Origin of the sequence: Rossellomorea vietnamensis (assembly GCF_001305855.1) — a bacterium.
Lineage (GTDB): Bacteria > Bacillota > Bacilli > Bacillales > Bacillaceae_B > Rossellomorea > Rossellomorea vietnamensis_A.
In genome coordinates this window covers 204,809-231,518 of sequence record NZ_LIXZ01000002.1, presented here as the reverse complement: position 1 = coordinate 231,518, position 26,710 = coordinate 204,809, and the positions used below count along the sequence as shown (strand labels likewise).

Genomic DNA, 26,710 nt, shown 5'->3' with positions numbered 1-26,710 from the left:
AAATAGCTTACCAACAACACTGGTAAGCCGCTACAAATAAGGAATTTTTCGATTTACAATAAGGGGTCCTGCCTTAAACCACTATCTTCAAGATGAAGAATAATTTCAGTATACTATTTATTTCAGGTTAGTAAAGGTGATATGCCTAGATGAATATTTTTTTCTTAATTTGTTGTTCAGAATAAGTTATGTTTGAAAATCTTTAGGGATTCAGTGGAGGTAGGAAATGATTATTAGAAAACAACACAAGGATGAAGAACTTCCGATGAAACTGCTTCTCCTGGCAGATCCTTCAGAGAAAATCGTGAAGGAATATGCCGCCAGGGGAGAATGCTTTGTAGCGGAGCTTGAGGACAACATCGTTGGTGTGTATGTGTTACTGCCAACCCGTCCGGAAACCGTCGAGCTAGTGAATGTGGCCGTTGAAGAAGAACTGCACGGAAAAGGGATTGGTAAACAGCTGGTGATGGATGCCGTAAAGGTGGCTAAAGAGAAAGGTTACAAGACCATTGAGGTGGGTACCGGTAATTCAGGCGTCGGCCAGCTTGCCCTTTATCAGAAGTGTGGTTTTAGGATCATTGGGGTGGATTTGGATTTTTTCACCCGGCACTATTCTGAAGACATTTTTGAAAATGGAATCCAAGTCAGGGATATGATCCGGTTGACTCAAGGTTTATAGAAAGAGCCCCTTTCCAGGAGGAACGGGGCTCTTTCTGCATGCTTAAGGAATCAATAATAACTTCCCTGTACTCTTTCTGCTTTCCAAATACTCATGAGCTTTTGCGCCTTCACTTAAAGGAAAGACCGTTGGTTCAGAAACCTTCAACTTTCCTTCTTGAATCCATCCGAACAACTCATGTGAGCGGGTCACCCGTTCTTCGCGAGACGTCAAGACATTCCACAAATCGCCGCCTGTCAGGGTCTTCGAGGTATCCATCAGCATCCGTGGATCAACCGAAACAGGATCGCCTCCCGCCATACCGAAGAAGACGACGGTCCCCCCGATGCGAGTTGATTCGAAACTGTCCATCAAAGTCGAACCAACGGATTCATATACCACGTCCACGCCGTTTCCACTTGTCACATCCTGAACTTTTTGTTTCCAGTCTTCACTGTATAAAAACATATGGTCGGCCCCAACCGCGAGTGCCGCCTGCCTTTTTTCTTCTGAAGAGGTTAACCCGATGACTGTGCCGCCAAATATCTTGATGATTTGGACGAGGAGTTGTCCCACTCCGCCCGCAGCGGCATGGACTAAAACGGTATCCCCTCTCTTGATGCTATAGCTGTCTTTCGTTAAGTAATGTGCAGTCAGACCTTGTAACAAGAGGGATGCAGCTGTTTCATACGATATTTCATCCGGCAGGGGAATGGCTTTTTCCTTAGGCACAGCCACAAGTTCAGCATTCGCATAAGGGACATCGGCAAAAGCAATGCGGTCTCCAACATTGATTCCTGTCACGTTCGTTCCTACCTGTTTGACGACTCCTGCTCCTTCATATCCACATATGTACGGTGGATCTCCTGCTAAATGATAATTCCCTTTTCTTCTATATACATCTGCGAAATTCAGCCCGATCGCCTTCATTTCAACTAATACATCATCCGATTCCATTTGGGGAGAATCAATCTCCTGATAGTGGAGGACATCCGGTCCGCCGAATTTTTCAAATACAAGTGCTTTCATTATGTACTCTCCTCTATAAAATCATTTCTTTTTCAGTGTACCCACTTCACTGCTGTTTGACTAGGAAAGAGCTTGTAGTTTATTAGGGTACTTCCAGGTGCCTATGCCACTTCAAAGTGCGTTCTTCCCAAAAGGTTAGCTAGCCCTCATAATTCAATTTAGCTTTTCAAATAGTACCTACTGGATTTCGCAGAAGGGGTTTGAAAGGTATATAGGCACTTAAGGGTCCCTAGGTTATAAAAAAGTACCTACATGACTTTAAAGTGCGTACTTCCCAATAATCTTTGTACCCATTATCATGATGTGTACAGAGAAACGAAAGGCGCCTTCGTTTCTTCATTCACTAAATCATACAACCAATTAAGGAGGAAGTTACGCTATGAGTTCAACTTCAGCTACTATACATCAGTCAACATCGAAAGGCGGCACACCGGCGTTACTTGCGCTTGCCATCAGTGCCTTTGGAATCGGAACGACAGAGTTTGTACCCGTTGGATTATTATCATCGATTGCCGATGATTTATCGATATCGATCACACTTGCAGGATTATTGATTTCAGGATACGCCATTGGAGTTGCCATCGGAGCACCGGTGTTGACGGCATTGACCAGTAAGATGAGCCGGAAATCACTGCTTATGTCATTAATGCTCTTATTCATTGTAGGAAACTCGGTTGCGGCCATGTCCACAAGCTTTGGACTATTACTCGTTGCACGATTTATTACAGCATTTTCACACGGGATTTTCTTCTCGATCGGATCGACGATTGCCGCCGATCTCGTGCCTGCCCATAAGCGGGCCAGTGCGATTGCCTTTATGTTCACAGGATTGACGGTTGCGACCGTAACAGGGGTACCACTCGGAACCTTCATCGGACATGCATTCGGATGGAGAGCCACATTCTGGGGAGTTGCCGTTCTTGGTGTAGTCGGGATCATTGCAAGCTCTATTCTTGTCCCAAAAAATTTGAAAGAAGCACCGCCGGCTAAGTTTAGCGAACAGCTAAAGATTCTAACGAACGGTCGATTACTATTAGCCTTTGCCATCACAGCCCTTGGGTATGGCGGAACGTTTGTTGCGTTCACTTATTTAACACCTTTATTGCAAGATGTAACAGGATTCAGCGCCAAATGGGTGAGCATTATCCTTCTTGTGTACGGAATTGCCGTTGCCATCGGAAATGTCGCCGGAGGGAAAGCATCCAACAAAAATCCGTTAAAAGCTTTATTCTGGATGTTTGTTATGCAGGCAATCATTCTCGTAGTTCTTACATTCGCAGCACCATTTAAAGTGGCAGGTCTCATCGCAATCTTCCTAATGGGATTGTTCGCATTCATGAACGTGCCTGGACTTCAGATCCTTGTAGTGAATCTGGCGGAAAAATATGTCCCATCAGCAGTCAATGTCGCATCTGCACTCAATATCGCTGCATTTAACGTCGGGATTGCCATTGGTTCCTTCGTCGGCGGACTCATCGTGGATGGAATCGGTTTGATTCATACGCCGTGGATCGGTGCCATCATGGTGGCAGGAGCGGTTGTGTTGACCGCATGGCTACGAGGAATTGAACGGAAGACAGTCGGTTGAGGCGATTCCTTATTTTTAGGGGGTTCCCAGATAAATGAAATTAACCATTTAGAAGGCAATCTTCAATATAAGTCGTTAAAAGAAATACAGCTCTTTCATTGGTATGAAGCCTATAGATAGTAAATTTAAAGGAACATTTCAAAAATACGAAATGTTCCTTTTTTTAATGCTATAATATAATTGGATAAATAAGGGAGATGTCATCGTGGAATTTATATCGTTACCGGTCATTTCAATTGCACTTTTTATTTTAATCATACATAGCATCGAAACACTTGCTTATGCGGTCAGGTTATCCGGCGCAAGGGTGAAATTGATTGCCTCAGGTCTTTCCCTGTTCAATATGATGGTCATTGTGTCACGAATGTCGAATATGATGCAGCAGCCATTTACAGGGGGTCTCACCGATGCTGCGCCTGATGGTCGGAAATTAGAAGTGGTGGAAGAGCAGTTCAGGGTCCTAATCGGTGCCTCGACTTTAGGGACGCTCCTTGGGATCGTGTTACTTCCCACCTTTGTTGCTTTGTTTTCAAGGGGGATTATCCATCTTTCAGAGCAGGGAGGTTCATTACCGAGATTAATCAGGCTGGGCTTTAAGAATGACCTATATAAAAGGGGGATTAACCATATTGCCAAGCCGGGCAGAAGGTATTTGGAAGGAATCAGTTTCAAGACGATTCCGAAGAGGCTGTTTTTTATCAATATGGTCATTACAGCGGTTTATACAATTGGCGTTCTTTCAGCGCTTTATGCTGCGCTTCTCGTACCTGATCGACATAGCAGTGCGACCATGGCTTCGGGATTGATCAATGGTATCGCAACCATCTTATTGACGCTGTTTATTGACCCGAAGATATCCGTATTGGCCGATGATGTGGCGAATGGGAAGGGGAATTATCAAGAGTTGAAAGGACTTTCCATCATGATGGTCATCTCCAGGCTGTTCGGGACACTGCTCGCTCAGCTGATCTTTATCCCTGGTTCATACTATATTGCCTGGATGACACAGTTTTTTGTTATGAAGTAAGGAGGAGTTTTTTTGTCAGAAAGTACATATTTTTATGCATTGGCAGTGCTTATTCTTCTTTTTTTGATTCCTTATCTAATTATTAGGGACATGAGGGAAGGAAGAAGACTCACTGCCATATTCACCTCCCAGGTCATGTTGTTGATTTTGCTCTTTGTAGCATTAGGAGAAGTCCTGAAAGCCTTTCTGTCTAATTCTTTTATGACGTATTACAATCAGGTGTTTTTTCTTGGAATCATCATACTGATTGTTTTCCCGCTTATCCTACTATTCTTTTACACTTTGAAAAGTGATCTTAAGAAGTGGAAGGATCCTAAAGAATATAAACATCAGTGGCTTTTCAAAGTGAGGTACCTTTTGATGGCTGCTGTGGGTGCATTATTCATAGGGTCGTTATTTCGATTTTACCAGATTTTCATGGTTCTGTTTTAACGATGGATGTTTGCAAAAAAACTTAGAGCGTGTTTTCAGGAAAAGAAGTACTAGATATAAAGAGTTTATTAGGGGGGAAATAGATGAGGAATCAAAAATGGTGGTGGATGCTTGGGATTATTTTCTTTCTTCTCACCGGGTGTCAGGAATCCGATCAAGCCGCACAGCCTACTGACGGAAACGATTCTGAACTGAATGCGGATGTAGTGGACATGCATGGTGGGATTTCAGGATTGGATAAGATGGAGAACTACTTTCAAAAGGTAGAAAAGCAGAAAAAAGGTGATTTGAGAATCGTATCCTACACGATTGAAGGGGATCCAATACTCACGGATTTATCTTACAATGGGAAGCAAATAGAGGTGAAGCATGACACAACGAGAGACCAATATGGTAGTGGCGGGGTGGACACCTTTCAATGCGGAAAGCTGAAACGGGAAGAGAATCCTACCAATCTGTCTTATTATCTGACAGGTTGTGAGGGTGTAACGGGTGAAACCTGGGGGGTTCTCGAGACTTCTTATGACGTCAATCGCCAGGATGTGTTTGAAGTGGAGTTAAGGTACGGTGCCAAAGAGGGAGAAAAACAAACGATCGAACTGAACGATGAAGATAAACAAGAGGTCTATAAGCAGTTGGTGTTGGCGAATTATTTAAACTCCAAGCCTACGAGTGATGAGTGCCCTAAAGGAAAACAGGCAGACAACTATTTGATGAAAGTGAAGATAAATGGAGGAAACCACACACTTAACTGGAATGCCTGCGGTTCTCATGAAATTTCTAAACCGTTCACTGATATTGCTGAGTACATTATTTATGCATCCAAACATCCCACAAAAACCAGTGAAAATGTCGTCTACGGTTACATTTTGGAGGTGAAGGAGAATCAGATCCTGATTGGAGAAGATTTGACGGCTGCTGATTTAGTGTCCCTGGAAAAAGTAAAAGGGGAAGATTTAGCGAATTTAAACGGTACCTTTTTATATGTGGAAACGGAAGACGCCGAAGAATTTTCAGAGGGAGACAAAATTTTCATGAAGGTTGATGAGGTGTTGAAGGAAGGTTCTCCTGGAAGAGTCAAGGCGAGTGATATTAAAAAGATAAGTGAATAGATATGGTTAATAATCACTTCCAACAAGTGTTGGTGAAAGGGAGTGTACTTTATGGTACATACAGTTACGAAAAGGGACTTGCGTGGGACGGCTTCTGGTGTACTATTCATGGCGTTTTTCGGTACACTCTGGGCGTATACAGGCATCATGGGATTGCAGGGCTGGGGGAGCCCCTGGTTGTTGACGGTTGCGTTGGCGATTGGTTTCTTGTTGGTCCTTTCCGGTTTCTCGCTGATTCACGCTTCTAAGAAATTTCCGGATGGAGTATCCAGTCCAGAATGGAATAACAGCAGGAAAATGAGAAAATGGTTTAACATCATTTTCGCCGGGGAGGGGATAGCGATCGGGATTGCCATTGCAGTGTGCAATGCTGTTGGACACACGGAAAATATTCCGATCGTCATTGCAATCATCGTCGGACTTCATTTTCTCCCATTGGCTCGACTATTCCGGGTCAAGATTTATTATTACACGGGCATTTTACTATGTGTGGTTCCTGTTGTCACCTGGCTTTTCATTCCTGAGACTTTGATGGTGAGCGGTCATGAGCTGAATACCTATATGTCAGTCGTTGGATTAGCGTCGGCGTTGATTCTATGGGTGACGAGCCTTGCCATATGGATGACAGGGAAAAGATTGATGGGACTTGTACCTGATCAGTTGACAGATGATCTGACACGCTAAAGTATAACATCTCTGCAAGCGGAGAAGACCCTCTGCCTGCAGGGATGTTTATTTATTTCAGGTTGAAGATTCAAAATATTTATGAAATAATTACCAATACCAGTATAAGAGAGGAAGGAAGCTATGATTCTAATACGTTTTCAAAATCCATTCGATCATTAGAACTCATTTATTGTGTGGAAACCGCCTTAAGGTTAGCGAATGACCACGGGTTATTTGCTGATGATTAAAGGAGGATTTTCATATATGAATAAACAATTAATGATTCTGTTGACAGGCAGAATCATCACGAATTTTGCTGACAGCTTTTACATGATTGCGACGATCTGGTACGTGAAATCGGCTACGTCTTCGCCCTTATTAATCGGATTGACAAGTGCAGTGGCCATCCTGCCCGTCACGATTCAATTTCTATACGGTCCGATCATTGACCGGTTTTCGAAAAAGAAAATTCTATTTGTCGCCATGCTCGGCCAAGGGGCACTGGTCAGCGTGATCTCTATCTTGTATTATACGAATCTCTTATGGCTGCCCCTGTTATTGACTTTGATGTTTGTGGCGCTTTCGTTATCAGAATGTACATACCCGACTGAAAGTGCACTGATTGAGAGCCTGACTCCACGTGAACAGCTAACAAGGGTGAACTCCATCTTCGCATTTTCGTATCAAACTCTTGATATTATATGTGATGCTGTCTCGGGGATTTTGATCGCCTTTGTTGGATTGGGTTTGATATATGTGACGAACAGTATATTATTGCTGGGGACTGGACTGCTGTTTTTATTCTATTTAAACGTTCCTAGATCGACAAAGGAAACGGAACTGAGAACGGTTCATTTTATCAAACAGTACAAGGATGATTTCAAAGATGGATTCCAGGTCGTGAAAAAACGCTATACCCTTCTAAGCGTCGTATTCGGCATCATTGGGATGAACGTGATGGCGACCATGGGGATTAGCATGCTGCCGGTTATTTCGGAATCATCTGCGGATTATGGATTCTGGCTGACGGCCATGTCTTTAGGCACTCTGACAGGGACCGTACTATCCAGTAAGGTAGAGAAAATCGCGCTAAATCGCATTCTACCGCTGCTGTCTCTTTGGTCCGGCTTGTGTTGGATGTTGGCGTTTGTATTAAAAGACTTGTCGATTATGCCTTATCTATTATTTGCTTTATCCTGGATAGGAATCGGTATCATAGGTATTTATGTGCAAACGTTGATTCAGGTCAATCTGCCAAAAGGTTATATAGGAATCGGTTTTGCTTTCATTTCATCACTGCTCGGGTCACTGAGTCCTTTAGGATATCTGCTCGGCGGTGTGATCGGAGAGTTCACTTCGGGAAGATTCCTTTTAGTATTATCAGGCGTCGGTTACCTGGCTTTTTCTCTATACTTTTGGGTGAATCCCAGGTTAAAGAATTTGAACAAGCCTTTAAGCATTCGATTTGAAGAATCGTGATTTATCAGGTTTCCCAATTCGGGAAGCCTTTTTTAAAAGTGGAAAAGGGGTGAAAGGATGGAGGCATGGGAAAGAAAGTTACTGCATACAGCACGAGGAGTATTTGAAGTATTTATGAAAGGAGTGGGAGACCCGCTATGTGTCACCCACCATTATTCCGAGTTCAATGAGACAGGCGACTATTTCGCAGAGACGTTCACAGGAACCAACCAGGTTTTCCTTATCAATTTACGTGAAGCCGGGAATTCTGACAAAGCAAATGAATCATATGAGTTGAGTATGCTGGAAACCATATTTGACCTGGAGGCGATCAGGGAAGCATTAGGGTTTCGGCAGTGGGGATTTGCCGGTCATTCAACGGGTGGAATGTTAGGTGTACTATATGGCATTCATTTTTCAAGAAGTCTGGATTACACGGTGATTGTCGGTGCGGCGGCAAGAGAGTATATGACCTTCTCGAAGGACTGCATTTACAACGAAGCGCATCATGACTTTGGCAGGATGCAGGAACACATTGAAGCGTTGAAGCAATCGGGTTTATCTCTTGATAAGAGGAAAGAGCTTTCAGTGGAGAGAACGAAATTATCGTTACATAAACCTGAGGCATATCATGAACTTTTTTCCTTAAATATACATAAGGGGATGTCAGCAGCACGCATGAATTTTTTTATCCGTGAGCTGCAAGTATTTGATGTAACGAGAAAATTGGAGCACATATCAGTCCCTTCTCTGATTATGTGTGGACGTTTCGACGTGCAATGCCCGTTGAAGTACTCGATTGAAATGGCTGAAGGGATACCGGATTCCAGACTGGTCATCTTCGAGAGGAGTAATCACTATCCGTTTCTTGAGGAAGCAGACCGGTTTAAGGATGAGTATGAATTGTTTTTGAATGAAAGGAAGTAGGAGGAGCAGATATGGTTTCAACTTATGAAAATAGAATAAGAGAGGTGTATCCGGAGTTCACGATCACCCACAGCGAAATGAATGAAATTGGTCAGAATAATGATGTTCTTATCGTAAACCGGTCCCTTGTGTTCAGGTTTCCAAAATACATAGAAGGAATCAGGAAACTAAAGAAAGAAATCAGAGTGTTGGAAGGTGTCGAGGGGAATCTCTCAATACAGGTTCCATTCCCCCTTTATCAATCCATGGAGCCTGAGGACGTGGGGAAAGTATTTACGGGATACAAAATGATAGAGGGTGAACCCCTGTGGCCAGCTGTGTTTAAGGATAATGAAGAATATAGTCAAAAAATCGCTTCCCAATTGGTGGGTTTTTTGACCGAATTGCACTCCCAGTCTGTAGATGAAGTAGAGATTGAGAAAAAAAGTATCCAGGAGATAAGGGGTTCGATTGAAAATCTTTACGAGCGTTGCCAGGAAAAGCTTTTTCCACATATAAATGAAAAAGCAAAGGTGGAAGTACGCAAGCATTTCGACTCGTTTTTATCCAATGAACATCTTCTGGACTTTCAACCTGTACTGATTCACGGAGACTTCGGTGCATCGAATATTTTGTGGGATCCAGCACGACATGAGGTTTCCGGTATCATCGATTTTGGTGAAACGGAGGTTGGAGATCCAGCCTATGACTTTGCAGGATTATTATCCAGCTACGGGGAAGTGTTTGTCAGAGATTGCCTGGCATTATATACAGGTAGAGATCAAATATTTGAGAGGATGAGCTTTTATCGGGGGACTTTCGCCTTGCAAGAAGCACTCCACGGCATTGAAAATGATGACAAGGAAGCCTTTGAGACCGGGATAAGGGGCTACAGATGATTAGTTTCGAAAAAAATCATATTGGTCAATGGAAAATAGAGCAGGAGATTATGAATTCAAATCCAGCTTATAATAGTCTATCCAAAAATAAAGAGATCATCGATTACGGGGATATTTGTGCTGAGTATGAAGAATCTGAACGGCTGGGTATCATCCGGCTTTTCATCAAAGAAGACAGTCGATACATTGGACTCGTCGATTACACATTAAACAATCCAAAAGATCAGACCCCATGGATCAGTTTATTTGTCATTCATCAAAGGTTTCAGGGGGCAGGGTATTCCATGTCAGCTCATGAACTGCTTGAAGACTCAATCAGGAGAGAAAGTCACACCAAATTGCGTTTGGCGGTAGATAAAGAGAATGATCAAGGAATCAAGTTTTGGAATAAGCTTGGCTATGAACAGTTTAAAGAAGTGGTGTATGAGGGGAGGCTGCACTGGTGTTTGGAGAAGCTTTTGTAATAGAGGAAATCGTTTCGAGTTGTATTCATCATGACATTCAGACGTTATTGTCCTACGCAACCTCCCTTGACAAAGTAAACGGGGAATATGCTTCTTATCTTTACTCCAACAGGCGGAAGCTATTTGGATTAAAAGTGGGAGAGACCATTATTGGATGCATCGGAATTGAATTTCTGGATGGTGACAGGTGTGAAATCAAACATGTGGCCGTGATGCCGGACCGCCGTGACGAGGGTATTGGAAGCAGGATGGTTGAATTTATCCTCGAGCATTATTTCATCTCAAGCATGGTTGCTGAAACGGATCGGGATGCCGTGTTGTTTTATACGAAGATAGGGTTTGAGATTGAGAGTTTGGGGGAGAAATTTCCTGGGGTAGAGCGATTTAAATGTGTAAGGATTCTGGAGGGATGAGCATGAAGGAAGTTACAATAACGATTGACCACCACACCTTTACAATATATGAAATAGGTGACAAACACCTACCCACACTTGTATGTCTCCACGGAATGACAGGGGACTCCAAAAGCTTTATTGAACTCGCAGGATATCTCCGCAACGATTTTCATCTCATTCTATTGGATCTTCCGGGACACGGAGAAACCGAGCCTTTGGAAAGCGAAGAAGACTACCTTTTTTCATCACTTGCGAAACGGATCATTGGCGTCATTATGAGAATGACGTCTGAACCCATATATGTATTGGGACATTCCTGGGGAGCAGATCTGTCACTGCATATGGCCAAGCAATACCCGCATCAAATAAAGGGACTTATTTTAATAGACGGAGGGTATGTGTTCCCTGAAATGGTTGAGGGATACAAGAAGGGAAAAGCCCTTTCAGATTGGGCGGAATACATAGATTCCAGTCGGTATGAGTCCTGGACAGATGTAGTGAACATATATCAGGAGTACACGACAAGAACTTGGGACCCTCAGCTTGAAGGAATTATTTCTTCAAATTTTGTCATTGTGGATGGCCATTACCAGTTGAGAGCGGATCGGAACAGTCTTTTGGCGACGATCAAATCTTTTTATCATGAACCGTGCTCTACAACTTATCAAGGGATTGAGTGCTCTGTTTTATTCTTTCATGCTACGATTCCCTTCTCAGACCCTTCAAGGCAGAAAGCCATCGAGAAACTGCTGCGTTCGGTCAGGAGGGTGAAAATTGTCGGGATCGAGAATACGAAACATAATGTGCACTGGGATTGTCCAGAACGAGTGGCGGGAGAAATTCGTGAGTGGATGAATAAATACAATGAATAAATCCCCTATAAAAGTCCGAACCTCAACTTAAATAGGGGAGTGATCATTTATTTTTCTAAATCAATGACGATCGGTTCGAGCTCAATTTCTGTATGACCTTTCCCCGACCCGAGACTGGCAATTTCAATGGGTTGGATGATGAGTCGGCTGGCACCATCCTGGATGGTTCCGAATTCTGTGGTCCCTTCATATGTTTTTCCGTTATCTGTTGAAAAACCGCCACCACCCGTTCCGTCCATATATACATGACCCAGGTCGTCCGTCACTTTGAAGACGGGTGAAACCTCTGGCCACTCCTCGAGCAGATTGTCCGTCGCCACCTGTTTGTAAGCAATGACGGTTGATACATCGGTATACTCAACAGACTTCAATGTGAAGGTTACATCTTTACTCTGAACCGTTTCATTGATTAGCTGCAGATCGCCTTCAAGCCGTTTTAATGAGAAGGCGAATGACCAGTCTCCTTTTACTTCTGTATCATTGGACGTGCTATAAAGAGTCTCTGGTTCCCACGTGATGTCCACCTTTTCCGGAAAATCCCCGCCTTTAAAGCTAGGGGTGATGGAGGACAATCCGACATAGCGGGTAGGGCTGATTTTGGTGAGTTGACTGCTCCCGCCGCTTCCGTTCGCACCCTTGATATCAAACCATTGTCCACCGCTGTGGATGTCTTCACCGAAATCTTTGTCCGTTTCGATGGCATAGGATATTTTGATATTCGTGCCGTCATAAACGGCGTTATCAATCAGGATGGTCACACCATTACTTGTCTGGGAAAGTCCGATATCAGTCGAGTAGTCTTCAAACTCTTTATATGGCTCATCAGTAAAATAGCGTATGACATCGTCCATGAACGGGAGCTGTGTGGCAAACGAGGGATACGCATAGCTTGCCGCTGCGGAGACGCCGATCAGCATAACGGATGCGACGGCCATATTCCTCCAAACATTTGTCTTTTTCCGATTGTTTAATACATATTGTTTGACGCGCTTTGTTTCCAGGTCGGTCACTTCTTCGAGTTCAAGAGAGTCGATATCTAATTCCTTCCATTCCTTCATGCTCATACCAGTCGCTCCTTTAACTTTACATTCGAGGCCAATTTTCTCTTCCCGCGGTATAGACGATTATCCACAGCCGCTTTCGAAAGGTTTAATACATCAGCAATTTCCATATTGGATAAATCTAAATAATACTTCATCATAAAAATATCCCGGTCCAATTCCTCCAGCTGACTGATCGCTGCGAATAATTCATTTTTTTCTTCCCGTCGCAATACGGAAGGTTCCGTTCCCGGTGTGCTCGAGCTTTGAAGAAGGGATTCGTCACAATGTTCACGGGCATTCCGTTTTTCTGCCTGGCGGTATCGGTCGATTGCCTTGTATTTCGTGATCATCCCGATCCACTTTTTGAAGTCTTCTGGCTCTCCTTTAAACTGATGGGCGTTTTGCCAGACGGTCAGGAATACATCGTTGACACATTCTTCGACGTCCAGACGATTTTGATTGTGTAGGATTTTTGTAGCGATTGTTTTCACAAGCGGCATGTATGCATCGATAATATACTCCAATGCATCCTCTTTTTTCTTTTTTAACCTTTTTATGAAATTGGTCGGTGCACTTTTCATTTCATTCGCTCCTTATATGGTTGAAAGGCCTTTACATTATATACAACGAATGGATGTGGTCGTTATTCTCATGTATGTTTGAACTTTTTTTGACTTATTTCAGTATACAATTAAGACTGGGGTCAGGGATGGGTGATTTTGTCATTTGACGCAATGATCGATGGGAATGACGCAATCAAGGTCACTTTTGACGCAATTATCAAAATAAAGACGCAATAAATTGAATTTTGACGCAATTACGGTCGGAAATGACGCAATCACGACTAAATGTGAAGACCATGCCCCCTATAATGCCTATGAAAGAGGGAATCAAACGGCCATTTTATAACCATCAAGAGCAAATCAAACAAAAAAAACCCGCCACCCGGCAGGTTCACAGCCAACAACTCTTAATCATCCTCATACTTCAACTCCAATGTAATCTGTGTGGTCGTATAAAAGTACATTTCCTTCACTTTCAGCCGGAAGTTCTTGTCATTCAGCTTGACGGTTTTATTTTCAATGATTTTTTTTATGAGTTCCTTATTCCCGTACACCGTTTCTAAGTCCTTGGTCAAGAGGCTCCGCAAATCTTCGCTCAGTTTGTCCTCGGTTTCATGAATGCTGAGGAGCTCCACTTTTGTTTTGGTCGTGTTGATGATCTTTATTTTGACTTCCTGGATGACCAGTTCGTTTTCGTTTTCCTGATTCAGCTGCTTATATTCTTCTTGCAAGTAGGAGAGGGTGTGTTTGAGTTTGCTGATGTCGTTTTTTTGTTCTTCTATTTTAAGGGCCTGTTTTTCATGCATGGTGCCGAACATGAAGAGGAAGATCATCCAGCTGATGATGCCTCCTACGACCATTCCGGCGAAGAAACGCTGCCAGGAGGGGAGCCGGTAGAAAGGAGGGATCCTCATGACGGCATATGTTCCTGGGTGAGCCACGTGATGATCATGGCAGCCGTGTTGGCTCCTCCAAGGGCTGAGAGTATCCACAGGAATTGTTTGAAGAGTTCTTTTGTCTCCCCATTCAGGAAGCCTTTTTCAAAGCTGTACACTGTATCGAATGTGCCGCCGATCGCTGCGATGATGGCCCAAATGCGCAGGAAATCGGATAGTCGTCTCATTTCAATGAATAGGGGCTGCCCCATGGCAAACGAGGCCAATCCGCCGAGCAGTGATCCGCCGAGCAATACTCCCATAGCGATAAAGAAGCTTTTGAATAATTCCGGAAAGAAAGCTTCCGCCATTTCATCATCTCCATCTATTACGTGTCTTTACGATAACTATATGGGATTCGGGGACAAGATATGAGGGAGAACATATTTTCTTTTTTGCGGTTTCTTACCTATAATAAAGGTATATTGAGAAAAAGGTTGTGCATAACATGTCATTTGTTCATTTACAAATAGCGAGTGCCTATAGTCTCTTGTCTAGCACGATTTCGATAAATGGACTTGTACATAAAGCGAAGAAGTCAGGGTATAAGGCGCTTGCCTTGACCGATAAGAATATGATGTATGCCGCGATCCCTTTTTATAAGGCGTGTATAAAAGAAGATATCAAGCCGATCATCGGATTGACCGCAGATATTGCCTCAGAGGAAGGCTCCCATCCCCTTATTCTCCTTGTGAAAAATCAGACGGGCTATCAGAATCTATTAAAAATCTCGAGTGCCATCGGGGCGAAATCGAAAGAAGGGCTACCGCTGAAGTGGCTTTCATCCTACAGTAAGGGATTGATCGCCATCACTCCAGGCGTCTCGGGTGAGATTGAGAGTCTGCTATTGAATGATCACACTGAAAAAGCGAAGGAATGCATCCGAACGTATCAGCAGATATTCGGACGGGACTCCTTTTACTTAAGCATTCAAAAGCATGGCATTGCCACAGAGGATGCGCTTATCCCTTTATTGCAGCAGGCGGCTGAAGAGACCGGGACGGAAATGGTCGCCACCAATGATGTGCAGTACCTCGAGCAGGAAGATCATTTTGCCCATGAGTGCATGGCTGCGATCCGTGACGGGGTTAAGCTGTCAGAGGATGACCGGGACGTACTCGAATCACAGGAGTATTATTTCAAGAGCAAGGATCAGATGGTGGAGCTCTTCTCTGATCATGTGGAGGCACTGGAAAATACGATGAAGATCGCCGACAGCTGCCATCTCACCATTCCTTTCCATCAACAGCTCCTTCCGAAATATCCTCTGCCTGATGGGGTCACCGCCCTCGAGGAATTGACCCATCTTTGTGAAAAAGGGTTAAGTGAGCGGGTGGAAACGATTTCCGATGAGTATATCGAACGCTTGGATTATGAGCTTGAAGTCATCGGCAGGATGGGGTTCAGCGACTACTTCCTGATTGTGTGGGATTTCATGAAGTACGCGAAGGAAAAAAAGATCCTCACAGGACCGGGGCGGGGGTCGGCAGCGGGTTCCCTCGTATCCTACGCCCTCCGGATTACGGACGTGGATCCCTTAGAGCATCATCTGCTGTTTGAACGATTCCTGAATCCTGAAAGGGTGTCCATGCCGGATATCGACATCGATTTCCCGGATCACAGGCGAGATGAAGTGATCGAATATGTGGAAGGGAAGTACGGCAGCCTGCATGTCGCCCAGATCATTACCTACGGAACTTTTGCAGCGAAAGCGGCGCTCCGTGATACGGGACGCGTGTTCGGGTTGAATATGAAGGAACAGGAGCAGGTTTCGAAGCTTGTGCCGAATCAGCTTGGGATCACGCTGCAGGAAGCGTATGAAAAGTCGAAGGGCTTCCGAGAATTTGTGACGGGCTCTGATCATTATAAAAAGTTATTTCAGACGGCTCTTAAACTGGAAGGACTTCCGAGACACACCTCCACCCATGCGGCGGGGGTCGTGATGAGTGAAGCACCTTTAGTGCAGTGGGTGCCGATCCAGGGGAGTTCATCTGGTATTCATCTGACACAGTATTCTATGGATATTTTAGAGGAAATCGGATTGTTGAAGATGGATTTCCTCGGACTTCGCAATCTGAGTATATTGGAAAGAATCGTGAAGAACGTTGAAATCGGGACGGGAAAACCGTTTGCCATCGAGTCGATCCCAATGAATGATGCCAAAACGTTCGAGCTGCTCACTAAAGGGCAGACGAATGGGATCTTCCAGCTGGAATCGGAGGGGATGCGGAATGTGCTGAAAGGGCTCAAACCCAATTCATTTGAAGACATCGTGGCGGTGAACGCCTTATACCGTCCGGGTCCGATGGAGAATATCCCGATGTATATCAATCGGAAACATGGGAAAGAACAGGTGGAATATCCTCATCCCGATTTGAAACCGATTCTTGAAATGACGTATGGGGTCATTGTGTATCAGGAGCAGATCATGCAGATCGCATCGAAAATGGCCGGGTTTTCCCTCGGAGAAGCGGATCTCCTCAGGCGGGCCGTTTCCAAGAAGAAAAAGGATGTCCTCGATCAGGAGCGGGAGCATTTCGTTTCCGGTTCGATACGCAAAGGCTACAGGGAAGAGGTCGCCCATACGATTTATGATTTGATCGTCCGCTTCGCCGATTACGGTTTCAACCGGTCGCATGCTGTTGCGTACAGTATGATCGCCTATCAGCTCGCTTACCTGAAAGCACATTACCCTGCGTTCTTCCTTTCATCTCTCCTGACGTCTGTCGTTGGGAATGAAACGAAGGTGGCTCAGTATATACGGGAGGCGACGCAGTATGACATTGAGATCCTTTCCCCGTCCATCAATCGCAGTCAGTTTGTTTTTACAGTGGAAGGAAAGAATGTGATCCGCTACAGCATAGGGGCGATTAAAGGTATCGGGGCTGCGGCTCTAAAGGAAATCACCCGTGCGAGAAAGGAAAAGCCGTTTCAGGATCTTTTCGATTTCTGCATGAGGGTGTCTTCGAAGACGATCAACCGGAAGATCTTAGAGAATCTTGTGCTCTCCGGGGCGTTTGATGAATTCGGGATCGACCGCGCTACCTTGCTTGCAAGCCTCGATGTGGCAGCACAGCATGCGGAGCTTGTGAATCCTGATGACGATCCTGACTTGTTCCATGAGGAAGAGGCGTTTATGTTAAAGCCTAAATATGTGGAAGTGGATGACATGACGATCGATACGAAGCTTCAGTTTGAGAAACAGGTACTTGGACTATACTTATCGGATCACCCGGTTTCTTCTTACCGGCCTTTATTTGAAAACCTCGGATTGCAGCAAATAGCCGATCTTCAAAAAGGATCGAAAATGTCACTCGGCGGTTATATTACCGGGATGAAATCGATCCGGACCAAAAAAGGGGAAGTGATGGCTTTTCTTGAAATCGGGGACGAAAGCGGTGAGATGGAAGCCGTCGTGTTTCCAAATGTGTACAAACATAACATGCCATTGCTCAAAGAAGGGAATATTCTCCTATTCGGAGGAAATGTGGAAGATCGCAATGATAAGCTGCAGTTCATCGTAAACCAGCTCGAAACGATGGAAGACGTTCAGGCAAGGGTGAAAGAGAGCAGCCAGAAGCTCTATTTAAAAATCGCCGCAGGTCAGGATGAAGAAGCTTGTATGGAGGGGATCCATCGAGCCATTAACCGGTTCAAAGGGAAGAATCCGGTCATCGTCTACTACGAGCAAGCCAAAAAGAGTGTGAGGCTTCCGGACCATCTCCGCATCCGTCCTTCACAGGAGGCACTTAGGGAATTATACCGAATTCTTGGTGAGTCGAATGTGGTATTGCAATAACACACTTTACTAAAACCACAATTTATATTATTGTTTAATAGAAAAAGGTGGTCTGACCACCTCTGAACTTATTATTTTATTTATCCATTTTTACATTTAGAAGATTCGTCTTTCGCACGATTCGATCCATAGTATGTAAAAGAATCAGAAGGAGTGAGCCAATTTGTCATTACGTGAAGAAGCTCTGCATATGCATCGAGTGAATAAAGGGAAATTAGAAACAAAATCCAAGGTGGAAGTCCGGAATGCGGATGACTTGAGCCTGGCTTACTCCCCTGGGGTGGCGGAACCTTGTAAGGTGATCTATGACAAGCCTGAAACCGTCTATGATTACACGATGAAAGGGAATATGGTCGCAGTTGTTTCTGACGGTACGGCTGTTCTGGGTCTTGGGAATATCGGACCTGAAGCGGCTCTTCCCGTCATGGAAGGAAAAGCGGTACTATTCAAGAGTTTTGCAGGAGTCGACGCATTCCCGATCTGTTTGAACACAACGGATGTGGACAAGATCGTAGAAACAGTCAAGCTCCTTGAGCCAACGTTCGGTGGGGTGAACCTTGAAGATATCGCCGCTCCGAATTGCTTTGAAATTGAAGAGCGCCTGAAGAAAGAAACGAATATCCCTATTTTCCATGATGATCAGCATGGTACGGCGATCGTAACTGTGGCGGGACTTGTGAACGCTCTCAAAATTGTCGGGAAGAAAATGTCCGAAATCAAAGTCGTGGCGAATGGTGCAGGTGCTGCCGGTATGGCCATCATTAAGCTTCTCTACCGTTATGGCGTAAGGGACATCATCATGTGTGATTCCAAGGGTGCGATTTATGAAGGACGTCCTGAAGGGATGAACTCTACGAAAGACGAAGTGGCGAAATTTACGAATCGTGATCATATCAAGGGCGGCTTAGCTGAAGTATTGAAGGATGCAGACGTATTCATCGGTGTATCTGTTGCAGGAGCCTTAACGGAAGAAATGGTTTCTTCCATGAAACAGGATCCGATCATCTTTGCCATGGCGAACCCTGTACCTGAAATCATGCCGGAGCTTGCGAAAGCAGCCGGAGCCAAAGTAATCGGAACAGGACGCTCAGATTTCCCTAACCAGGTGAACAATGTCCTTGCCTTCCCGGGGATCTTCAGGGGTGCACTGGACGTACGTGCAACTCACATCAATGAAAAAATGAAGCAGGCTGCTGTTGAAGCGATTGCTTCTCTGATCACGGAAGACGAACTGAACGCGGACTACGTGATTCCCGCACCGTTTGATAAGCGCGTCGCACCGGCTGTAGCGGCTGCCGTGGCCAAGACAGCTATGGAAACGGGGGTTGCCCGCTTAAAGGTCGATCCGGAAGAAATCCGTAAAAAAACGGAAGATTTAGCAGTCATCGGGAAGAGTGAATGATGACAGAAGTGAACTCTCTCCAAACTCATGCTAAGGTATATATTGGAATTGTTCACCAGCTGAGAGAAATGATATCAAAGGACTGTCTGAAGCCTGGAGATAAGATCCCGTCAGAAAGGGAGTTGTCCGAGCGTCTGAACGTCGGACGCTCCTCTGTCAGGGAAGCACTCCGGGCCCTTGAACTGTTAGGGCTCATTGAAACCCGGAGAGGAGAAGGTACCTTTCTTCGGGATTTCAGGGATCACCATCTGATCGATCTTCTTGGCATGTTTATCCTCCAGGACGACATGGCTCAGGAAGACATTCTTCAAACCAAGATGTTGATTGAAAAAGAGGCACTGAAAGCTCTGTATATAGATAAAAAGAAAACAGATTCCCTGCATGTGAAAGTTTCAGAATCAGAGAATCTGGACGACGTGTTCAGGGAGATCGTCATGATGAGTTCGAATTATTTGTCTCAACGGATCTGGTATATCCTGAATGATTTTGAAACGTTGATCTGCGGTGAGAAGAAGCTCACTGAAGATATGAGGGAAGAGTTGATCAGGATGCTTCACGGCATCGATCAACAGGAGAAAGAGACTGTGCAAGAGACGTATAGAAGGGTTAGGAAAATTGTCGATGAAGACGCGACAATTTCCAACATCTTTTTTTAAACACTTCCATTAAACTGATAGTCAAGCAGTTATATATCATGCATTTACTATAGAGAAGCGAATGGGCAGCTGTCATGTAAGGGAATATTTCCCCGCTGAAGTAAGCTAGTGTCATTCGGTAAGGAGGTTTCACCTTGCTAAAGGAACTTTTTAACAAATCAAAAAAGGAAAAGAAAAAATATGCAACGATTCCTTCTGAAGCGGCCAAACATGACGTTCCGGAAGGCATCATGACAAAATGTCCTGATTGCAAAAAAATCATGTACACGAAAGAACTTCAAAAGAACTTAAAGGTGTGCATCCATTGTGGATATCATCATGGCATGAGTTCACCAGAGAGAGTCGATAGTTTTATAGATGAGGGCACATTCAAGGAACTTGATCATGACCTGACTTCGGGTAACCCGCTGAACTTCCCTGACTATGAAAGTAAGGTGGAAAAAGACCGTAAAAAGACGGGGATGAACGAAGCCGTGCTGACGGGATCGGGTAAGGTAAATGGAGTCGAAGTCGTGACAGCCATCATGGATTCCCGTTTCCGGATGGGAAGCATGGGGTCGGTGGTAGGAGAAAAAATCACGAGAGCCATCGAAGAAGCCGATAAACGAAAGGTACCATTCATCATCTTCACCGCTTCAGGCGGAGCGAGGATGCAGGAAGGTGTCCTTTCCCTGATGCAGATGGCGAAAACCAGTGTAGCGTTGAAACGTCTGAGCGATAACGGGGGACTCTTCATCTCGATCATGACTCACCCGACAACAGGCGGAGTATCCGCAAGTTTCGCATCCGTAGGGGATTATAACTTTGCGGAGCCGGGAGCACTGATCGGATTTGCAGGGAGAAGGATCATCGAGCAGACGATCCGTGAAGACCTGCCTGAGGACTTCCAGACATCCGAATTTTTATTGAAGCATGGACAACTTGACGGAGTCATCTCGAGACTCGAGTTGAAAGAAAAGATCGGGACAGTACTTGATATACATCAGTGGGACGGTGATCTGCCATGGTAAATGAGATGGAATTCGAAAAGCCTGTACATGAACTCAAGAAGAAAATTGCCGAACTTAGGGAATTCACTCAGAATTCAGACGTCGATCTATCAAAGGAAATCGAGAAACTCGAGAACCGGCTTACAAAGCTTCAAAATGATATTTACGAAAACATGAAGCCGTGGGAAAGGGTGCAGGTGGCCCGTCATCCGGAGCGTCCGACGACTCTGGATTATATCAAATATCTCTTTACGGACTTCATTGAAATGCACGGAGACCGTCTGTATGGGGATGACGAAGCGATCGTTTCAGGAGTCGGGAAGTTTCACAATGTCCCTGTGACCATCATCGGTCACCAAAGAGGGAAAGATACGAAAGAAAACATCCGCCGGAACTTCGGGATGCCTCATCCGGAAGGGTACCGTAAAGCTTTGCGCTTGATGAAGCAGGCGGACAAGTTCAATCGTCCGATCATCTGCTTTATCGATACAAAGGGTGCATATCCCGGGAAAGCGGCAGAAGAACGCGGTCAGAGTGAAGCCATTGCACGGAACCTTGTGGAGATGGCCGGCCTAACCGTTCCCGTCGTCTGCATCGTCATCGGTGAAGGCGGTAGTGGCGGAGCCCTGGCACTTGGAGTCGGAAATCATATCCATATGCTTGAAAACTCCACCTACTCCGTCATCTCACCTGAAGGGGCAGCGGCGATCCTCTGGAAGGATTCCACCCAGGCGAAACGTGCGGCTGAATCCATGAAGATCACGGCTCCTGACCTTAAGGAGCTTGGCATCATCGATGAAATCATCACGGAAGTAAAAGGCGGAGCCCATAAAGATGTCGAGGAACAGGCGAAATATATCAACGACGTCCTTAAGAACTCACTGAAAGAGTTGGTTCCGATGAAAAAGGACGAGCTCATTCAACATCGTTATGAAAAATTCAAGGCGATGGGTGAATATTCGGTTTTAAATGATCTTATCGGGGTAAAATCATAACAAACGATGGACTGACAAATAGGAGATACCATTTGTCAGTCTTTTTCATTCAATCTTCCTTACTCCTACCCGGATAAAGGGCTTTGTGACGATATTTTGAAGGTTTTAACAATTAAAACGCTTCCATTTAATAGATTATTTCGTCTTTTGCTTTTACTCCTAGTAACTTGTTGAGAACCTTGAACCTTCGTGTTATTTTAGAAATAATCCAAAGTCTATTGGTCCATAATAATGTAATGAATGAAACCTGAAATTTTCCTGTTCTTTGATTTATGTGAAACGATTAACAAGTAGTCCCATTCAATTACATAAAAAGGCATATTTCTTAATGAGGTGATCGTAGTGAAAAAGATTGGTGTATTGACGAGTGGTGGAGATTCACCCGGTATGAATGCAGCCGTACGTGCAGTTGTACGTAAAGCCATTTTCATGGATATAGAGGTTTACGGTATTTATCAAGGGTATAATGGATTAATCAACGGGAACATCAAGAAGCTTGAGCTTGGTTCTGTCGGGGATATTATCCATCGCGGGGGAACAATGCTTTATACAGCCCGCTGTGAAGAATTCAAAACAAAAGAAGGCCAGAAAAAAGGAATCGAGCAATTAGAGAAACACGGCATCGAAGGACTTGTTGTCATTGGTGGGGACGGTTCTTACCAAGGAGCAAAAGCTTTGACGGAATGGGGGTACCCATGTGTCGGTGTACCGGGGACGATTGATAATGATATTCCCGGAACTGAATATACAATCGGTTTCGATACAGCACTGAACACGGTCATCGATGCAATCGATAAAATCCGTGATACGGCTACATCCCATGAGCGGACGTTCATCATTGAAGTAATGGGACGCAACGCAGGGGACATCGCTTTATGGGCAGGTCTTGCCGGTGGAGCTGAAACGGTCCTGATCCCTGAGGAGAAATTCGACCTTGATGATGTTGTCGGCCGTTTGAAAAAAGGTCAGGAACGCGGTAAGAAACATAGTGTCATCATAGTAGCAGAAGGTGTCATGTCTGCAAATGAATTCGCGAACCGCTTTACAGAAGCAACAGGAATGGATACACGTGTCTCCGTCCTTGGTCATATTCAGCGCGGTGGAACGCCGACAGCTGCAGACCGTGTCCTTGCAAGCCGCTTAGGGGCTCATGCCGTTGAGCTGTTGGCAGAGGGTAAAGGCGGAAGAGCGGTAGGAATTGAGAAAAATCAATTAGTTGATTACGATATCATTGAAGCACTTGCCAAGCCACATCAAATTGATTTAAACATGTACAGACTTTCCAAAGAGCTTTCAATCTAAATTGTTGTAAGATTTCAGGAGGTAAAGAAAATGAGAAAAACGAAAATAGTATGTACGATCGGTCCTGCCAGTGAAAGTGTAGAGAAGTTATCAGAACTGATCGAAGCCGGAATGAATGTTTCCCGCTTGAACTTTTCACATGGTGACCACGATGAGCACGGACAACGTATCATCAATATCCGTGAAGCAGCTGAAAAAGCAGGTAAGACAGTCGGGATCCTGCTTGATACAAAAGGTCCGGAAATCCGCACGAACAATATGCAGGACGGAGCGATCGAATTAACTCAAGGATCTAACATCATCGTTTCCATGAAAGAAATACTGGGAACAACTGAGAAATTCTCCGTTACATACGAAGGATTGATCGATGATGTTCATGTCGGTTCTAAAATCCTTCTTGATGACGGGTTGATCGGGTTGGAAGTAACGGAAATCGACAAAGCGAACGGTGAAATCCACACATACGTTGCCAACAGCGGAACACTTAAAAATAAAAAAGGTGTAAACGTACCGGGCGTATCAGTGAACCTTCCTGGGATCACTGATAAAGATGCCAGCGATATCGTATTCGGTATCGGACAAGGCGTTGACTTTATCGCGGCATCATTCGTACGTCGTGCATCCGATGTACTTGAAATCCGTCAATTATTGGAAGAACACAATGCTTCTCATATTCAAATCATCCCTAAGATTGAGAACCAAGAGGGTGTCGACAACATCGATGAAATCCTTGAAGTATCTGACGGATTGATGGTTGCACGTGGAGACCTTGGTGTTGAGATCCCTGCTGAGGAAGTACCACTTGTGCAGAAGATGCTGATCAAGAAATGTAACTCACTTGGTAAGCCTGTCATCACGGCGACTCAAATGCTTGATTCTATGCAGCGTAACCCAAGACCGACAAGAGCGGAAGCAAGTGACGTAGCCAACGCCATTTTTGACGGTACAGATGCCATCATGCTTTCTGGTGAGACAGCTGCAGGTTCTTACCCTGTAGAAGCCGTTCAAACGATGCATAATATCGCGTCTAGAGCTGAAACGGCCCTTGATTATAACGCGATCCTATCTTCACGCAGCAAAGACAGCGAGCACAATATGACGGATGCCATCGGTCAATCCGTTGCTTATACAGCTCTTAATCTTGATGTGAATGCCATTGTCGCTCCGACTGAGAGTGGTCACACGGCACGCATGATCTCAAAATACCGTCCGAAAGCACCAATCGTAGCTGTGACTGGTACAGACTCTGTATCACGCCGTCTGGCACTTGTATGGGGCGTATACCCTACAGTCGGCCGTAAAGTAACGACTACTGATGAAATGCTTGATATGGCAGTAGAAGAGAGCGTCAACTCAGGTATGACGAAGCACGGAGACCGCATCGTCATCACAGCGGGTGTTCCGATTGGTGAATCCGGAACGACGAACCTGATGAAGATCCACGTAGTGGGCGATGTCGTTGCAAAAGGTCAAGGAATTGGTCGTAAATCTGCATACGGTAAAGCAGTCGTTGCAACTTCTGCTGAAGAAGCCGTGAAAAATATGACTGAAGGAGCTGTCCTTGTCACAATCGGCACGGATAAAGAAATGATGCCGGCCCTTGAGAAATGTTCGGCATTGATCGTTGAAGAAGGCGGCCTGACCAGTCATGCAGCTGTAGTCGGTATCAACCTTGGAATTCCTGTCGTGGTCGGAGTGGACCATGCCACTTCATTATTCAAGAATGGCCAGGAAATCACGGTGGATGCGACTCATGGCGTGATCTATAATGGGTATGCGAGCGTATTGTAAGTAAATAGTTGTGGGAAACCAGAGTCTTTTTGAGGGCTCTGGTTTTTTTTGTATTGGTCGTTCAAAATACCGCAACAACAGAAAAAACCGTCCCCACTCCACCGCATAAAACACTACTTCCCTAATATGCTATAATAAATACCAAGCAAGTACTAAACCAAATGGAGGAATCCATCATGAGATATATGTTATTACTATTGATTATCATACCTGCCCTTGAAATCGGGTTATTGGTTCTATCCGGCCAGGCGATTGGTCTTGTGCCGACGGTCCTGTTGATCATCACGACGGGAATTTTGGGTGCTTATTTAGCTAAGAAGCAGGGAATCGAGACGATAAGAAAAGCGCAGCGGGACATGCAGTATGGCCAGATGCCCGGTGATGCCATCATGGATGGTATTTGTATACTTGTGGGCGGAGTCGTCCTGCTGACACCGGGATTCATTACGGATGCCCTTGGGTTTCTATTATTACTCCCGGCCACAAGAAGAATGTTCAAGCCATTCTTCTATCGTTTATTCAAGCGCTGGATCAACAAAGGGAACGTCATTATATACAGATAACAAAAAACGCACTGCTCAGTCATTAGAGCAGTGCGTTTTCTTATTTTACACCCATAATGAATTTCCACGTATCTTCAAATACCCCGGCTCTTTTTAAAGTGGAGAGAATCACGAGTACAACAGGACCGACGATCAGTCCGAGAAACCCGATCAGTTTAAACCCGACAAATAATGCAATGAGGGTGGCCAAGGGATCGAGGCCGATGCTTGAAGACAATACTTTCGGTTCCATGATCTGCCGCTGGACTACAACGACCAGGTACAGGACCGACAGGCCGATCCCTAAGCCTGTATTGCCCGTAATGAATTCATAAATGATCCACGGCACGAACACGGCCCCTGTCCCGAGATAAGGCAGGATATCCACGAGACCTGTCACGAGTGCGATGGTGATTGCGTAATCTACTCTGAGGATGATCAATCCTATCAGTACGATGATAGCCGTGATGGAAATGAGCGTAAATTGGGCACGGATGAAGCCGAACAGTGCCCGTTTTAAGTCGACGAACACTTTCCTTCCGCTGCTCATTGCCTTACCAGGAATGATTTTCTCCGCTTTGGCGGATAATGTATACCAATCCTTACTGATGAAAAATGTGGCGAGTGCCGCGAAGATCAGGACCGAGGCGGCATTTGGGATCCACGAGATCAGCTGAGGCAGTTTCGTGAAAAAGTTTTGCAGGAAATCCCCTGCTGACGTCGCGATTTTCGTCCCGGCTGTCTGGACATTTTCGAGGATCGTATCCTGCTGGCCGGCTTCAAGATTTTTAAATAATCCGGCAAGCTGATTGTAAAGAGGGATGACTTGACTGACGATGAAATCTTCTGCATATGTAACAAGAGTTTGAACGTGCTTAGGCAGCTCTTCCGCTAAATAATTGGCCCCTGAGACGATTTCGGCGATCAACAATGTGATGAGTCCTGCAAAAATGGCGACGATCAAGATAAGGGACACGGTGACGGCCCATATCCTCGGCAGCCATTTCTCCAGCCCATTCACCAGGGGATTGATCAACAAAGCGATGGCGACGGCGATGATGAATGGATAAGCAAGTTTCCATATGTAATAGAGTGAAATCAATGATAGAATGATGATTGCTAAAACGATCAGAAAGCGGATCGTTCGATAAACATAATCTAAATTCAAGAGTTTCCCTCCTACCCTG

General features: G+C 44.9%; 26 protein-coding genes. 20 read left to right on the top strand and 6 right to left on the bottom strand.

All coding sequences use genetic code 11. The features are described 5' to 3' along the window. Nucleotides 1-226 precede the first annotated feature (226 nt). Complete coding sequence (locus tag AM506_RS04165) at nucleotides 227-679, top strand: GNAT family N-acetyltransferase (RefSeq protein WP_060671109.1); 453 nt, start codon at nucleotides 227-229, stop codon at nucleotides 677-679. Between the two features lie 42 nt (nucleotides 680-721). Here the strand turns inward: AM506_RS04165 and AM506_RS04160 are convergent, their stop codons facing one another. Beyond that, nucleotides 722-1,687 carry a quinone oxidoreductase family protein gene (locus AM506_RS04160; RefSeq protein ID WP_060671108.1) on the bottom strand — a complete coding sequence of 322 codons (966 nt, stop codon included), beginning with the start codon at nucleotides 1,685-1,687 and terminating at the stop codon, nucleotides 722-724. Nucleotides 1,688-2,066: 379 nt separating this feature from the next. Here AM506_RS04160 and AM506_RS04155 point away from each other — a divergent pair, with 379 nt between their 5' ends. The 11 genes from AM506_RS04155 (at nucleotide 2,067) to AM506_RS04105 (ending at nucleotide 11,506) form a co-directional block, all read left to right on the top strand. Further along, nucleotides 2,067-3,275 carry an MFS transporter gene (locus AM506_RS04155; protein WP_060671106.1) on the top strand — a complete coding sequence of 403 codons (1,209 nt, stop codon included), beginning with the start codon at nucleotides 2,067-2,069 and terminating at the stop codon, nucleotides 3,273-3,275. Between the two features lie 205 nt (nucleotides 3,276-3,480). Beyond that, nucleotides 3,481-4,302 (top strand): lipid II flippase Amj family protein, encoded by an 822-nt coding sequence (locus AM506_RS04150; RefSeq protein WP_060671104.1) that lies wholly within the window; start codon nucleotides 3,481-3,483, stop codon nucleotides 4,300-4,302. A gap of 12 nt (nucleotides 4,303-4,314) precedes the next feature. Next, nucleotides 4,315-4,734 carry a hypothetical protein gene (locus tag AM506_RS04145; protein ID WP_060671102.1) on the top strand — a complete coding sequence of 140 codons (420 nt, stop codon included), beginning with the start codon at nucleotides 4,315-4,317 and terminating at the stop codon, nucleotides 4,732-4,734. Nucleotides 4,735-4,817: 83 nt separating this feature from the next. Next, on the top strand, nucleotides 4,818-5,846 hold the full coding sequence (locus tag AM506_RS04140; protein ID WP_060671100.1) for a DUF4362 domain-containing protein: 1,029 nt from the start codon (nucleotides 4,818-4,820) through the stop codon (nucleotides 5,844-5,846). Between the two features lie 51 nt (nucleotides 5,847-5,897). Then, entirely contained in the window at nucleotides 5,898-6,530 is a 633-nt protein-coding gene (locus AM506_RS04135; RefSeq protein ID WP_060671098.1) for a DUF7010 family protein, read from the top strand. 246 nt (nucleotides 6,531-6,776) lie between these two features. Further along, nucleotides 6,777-7,991: an MFS transporter gene (locus tag AM506_RS04130; RefSeq protein WP_060671096.1), complete on the top strand. Its 1,215-nt coding sequence runs from the start codon at nucleotides 6,777-6,779 to the stop codon at nucleotides 7,989-7,991. Between the two features lie 57 nt (nucleotides 7,992-8,048). Next, nucleotides 8,049-8,897, top strand: a complete 849-nt coding sequence (locus AM506_RS04125; RefSeq protein ID WP_060671094.1) for an alpha/beta fold hydrolase — start codon at nucleotides 8,049-8,051, stop codon at nucleotides 8,895-8,897. A gap of 11 nt (nucleotides 8,898-8,908) precedes the next feature. Beyond that, nucleotides 8,909-9,775: a phosphotransferase family protein gene (locus AM506_RS04120; RefSeq protein WP_060671092.1), complete on the top strand. Its 867-nt coding sequence runs from the start codon at nucleotides 8,909-8,911 to the stop codon at nucleotides 9,773-9,775. Nucleotides 9,776-9,825: 50 nt separating this feature from the next. Beyond that, nucleotides 9,826-10,239, top strand: coding sequence for a GNAT family N-acetyltransferase (locus tag AM506_RS04115; RefSeq protein WP_160316844.1), 414 nt, complete (start codon nucleotides 9,826-9,828; stop codon nucleotides 10,237-10,239). Further along, nucleotides 10,218-10,652 carry a GNAT family N-acetyltransferase gene (locus AM506_RS04110; RefSeq protein ID WP_235576034.1) on the top strand — a complete coding sequence of 145 codons (435 nt, stop codon included), beginning with the start codon at nucleotides 10,218-10,220 and terminating at the stop codon, nucleotides 10,650-10,652. Before AM506_RS04115 ends, AM506_RS04110 begins: the two co-directional genes overlap by 22 nt. A gap of 2 nt (nucleotides 10,653-10,654) precedes the next feature. Beyond that, nucleotides 10,655-11,506 carry an alpha/beta fold hydrolase gene (locus tag AM506_RS04105; RefSeq protein WP_060671088.1) on the top strand — a complete coding sequence of 284 codons (852 nt, stop codon included), beginning with the start codon at nucleotides 10,655-10,657 and terminating at the stop codon, nucleotides 11,504-11,506. Nucleotides 11,507-11,553: 47 nt separating this feature from the next. On the opposite strand, the gene AM506_RS04100 is transcribed toward AM506_RS04105, so the two are convergent. The 4 genes from AM506_RS04100 to AM506_RS04085 all read right to left on the bottom strand — a co-directional run bounded on the left by AM506_RS04100 (nucleotide 11,554) and on the right by AM506_RS04085 (nucleotide 14,358). Beyond that, a complete protein-coding gene (locus AM506_RS04100) occupies nucleotides 11,554-12,570 on the bottom strand; it encodes a DUF4179 domain-containing protein (RefSeq protein ID WP_060671086.1) in 1,017 nt (338 codons plus the stop codon). Further along, the gene (locus AM506_RS04095; protein WP_060671084.1) at nucleotides 12,567-13,130 is read right to left on the bottom strand and encodes a sigma-70 family RNA polymerase sigma factor; all 564 of its coding nucleotides are present in this window, start codon (nucleotides 13,128-13,130) and stop codon (nucleotides 12,567-12,569) included. The genes AM506_RS04100 and AM506_RS04095 overlap by 4 nt, the downstream gene beginning before the upstream one ends. 389 nt (nucleotides 13,131-13,519) lie before the next feature. Next, nucleotides 13,520-14,026, bottom strand: a complete 507-nt coding sequence (gene ytrI / locus AM506_RS04090) for a sporulation membrane protein YtrI (RefSeq protein ID WP_060671082.1) — start codon at nucleotides 14,024-14,026, stop codon at nucleotides 13,520-13,522. Then, complete coding sequence (locus AM506_RS04085) at nucleotides 14,023-14,358, bottom strand: YtrH family sporulation protein (RefSeq protein ID WP_034756917.1); 336 nt, start codon at nucleotides 14,356-14,358, stop codon at nucleotides 14,023-14,025. The genes ytrI and AM506_RS04085 overlap by 4 nt, the downstream gene beginning before the upstream one ends. Nucleotides 14,359-14,495: 137 nt before the next feature. Between AM506_RS04085 and dnaE the strand changes: the two genes are divergently transcribed. From dnaE to AM506_RS04045, 8 genes are all read left to right on the top strand, one after another. Next, on the top strand, nucleotides 14,496-17,846 hold the full coding sequence (gene dnaE, locus AM506_RS04080) for a DNA polymerase III subunit alpha (RefSeq protein WP_060671080.1): 3,351 nt from the start codon (nucleotides 14,496-14,498) through the stop codon (nucleotides 17,844-17,846). A 163-nt stretch (nucleotides 17,847-18,009) separates the two neighbouring features. Continuing rightward, a complete protein-coding gene (locus tag AM506_RS04075) occupies nucleotides 18,010-19,248 on the top strand; it encodes an NAD(P)-dependent malic enzyme (RefSeq protein ID WP_060671078.1) in 1,239 nt (412 codons plus the stop codon). Further along, nucleotides 19,248-19,904: a FadR/GntR family transcriptional regulator gene (locus tag AM506_RS23255; RefSeq protein WP_268788373.1), complete on the top strand. Its 657-nt coding sequence runs from the start codon at nucleotides 19,248-19,250 to the stop codon at nucleotides 19,902-19,904. The genes AM506_RS04075 and AM506_RS23255 overlap by 1 nt, the downstream gene beginning before the upstream one ends. Nucleotides 19,905-20,038: 134 nt before the next feature. Next, nucleotides 20,039-20,914: an acetyl-CoA carboxylase, carboxyltransferase subunit beta gene (accD, locus tag AM506_RS04065; protein WP_060671076.1), complete on the top strand. Its 876-nt coding sequence runs from the start codon at nucleotides 20,039-20,041 to the stop codon at nucleotides 20,912-20,914. After that, nucleotides 20,908-21,888 (top strand): acetyl-CoA carboxylase carboxyl transferase subunit alpha, encoded by a 981-nt coding sequence (accA, locus tag AM506_RS04060; RefSeq protein WP_060671074.1) that lies wholly within the window; start codon nucleotides 20,908-20,910, stop codon nucleotides 21,886-21,888. Before accD ends, accA begins: the two co-directional genes overlap by 7 nt. A gap of 342 nt (nucleotides 21,889-22,230) precedes the next feature. Further along, a complete protein-coding gene (pfkA, locus tag AM506_RS04055) occupies nucleotides 22,231-23,190 on the top strand; it encodes a 6-phosphofructokinase (protein WP_060671072.1) in 960 nt (319 codons plus the stop codon). A 30-nt stretch (nucleotides 23,191-23,220) separates the two neighbouring features. After that, nucleotides 23,221-24,981 (top strand): pyruvate kinase, encoded by a 1,761-nt coding sequence (gene pyk, locus AM506_RS04050; RefSeq protein WP_060671070.1) that lies wholly within the window; start codon nucleotides 23,221-23,223, stop codon nucleotides 24,979-24,981. 176 nt (nucleotides 24,982-25,157) lie between these two features. Continuing rightward, nucleotides 25,158-25,544: an FxsA family protein gene (locus AM506_RS04045; protein WP_060671068.1), complete on the top strand. Its 387-nt coding sequence runs from the start codon at nucleotides 25,158-25,160 to the stop codon at nucleotides 25,542-25,544. A gap of 40 nt (nucleotides 25,545-25,584) precedes the next feature. Here the strand turns inward: AM506_RS04045 and ytvI are convergent, their stop codons facing one another. Continuing rightward, nucleotides 25,585-26,691, bottom strand: a complete 1,107-nt coding sequence (gene ytvI / locus AM506_RS04040) for a sporulation integral membrane protein YtvI (protein ID WP_060671066.1) — start codon at nucleotides 26,689-26,691, stop codon at nucleotides 25,585-25,587. Nucleotides 26,692-26,710 lie beyond the last annotated feature (19 nt).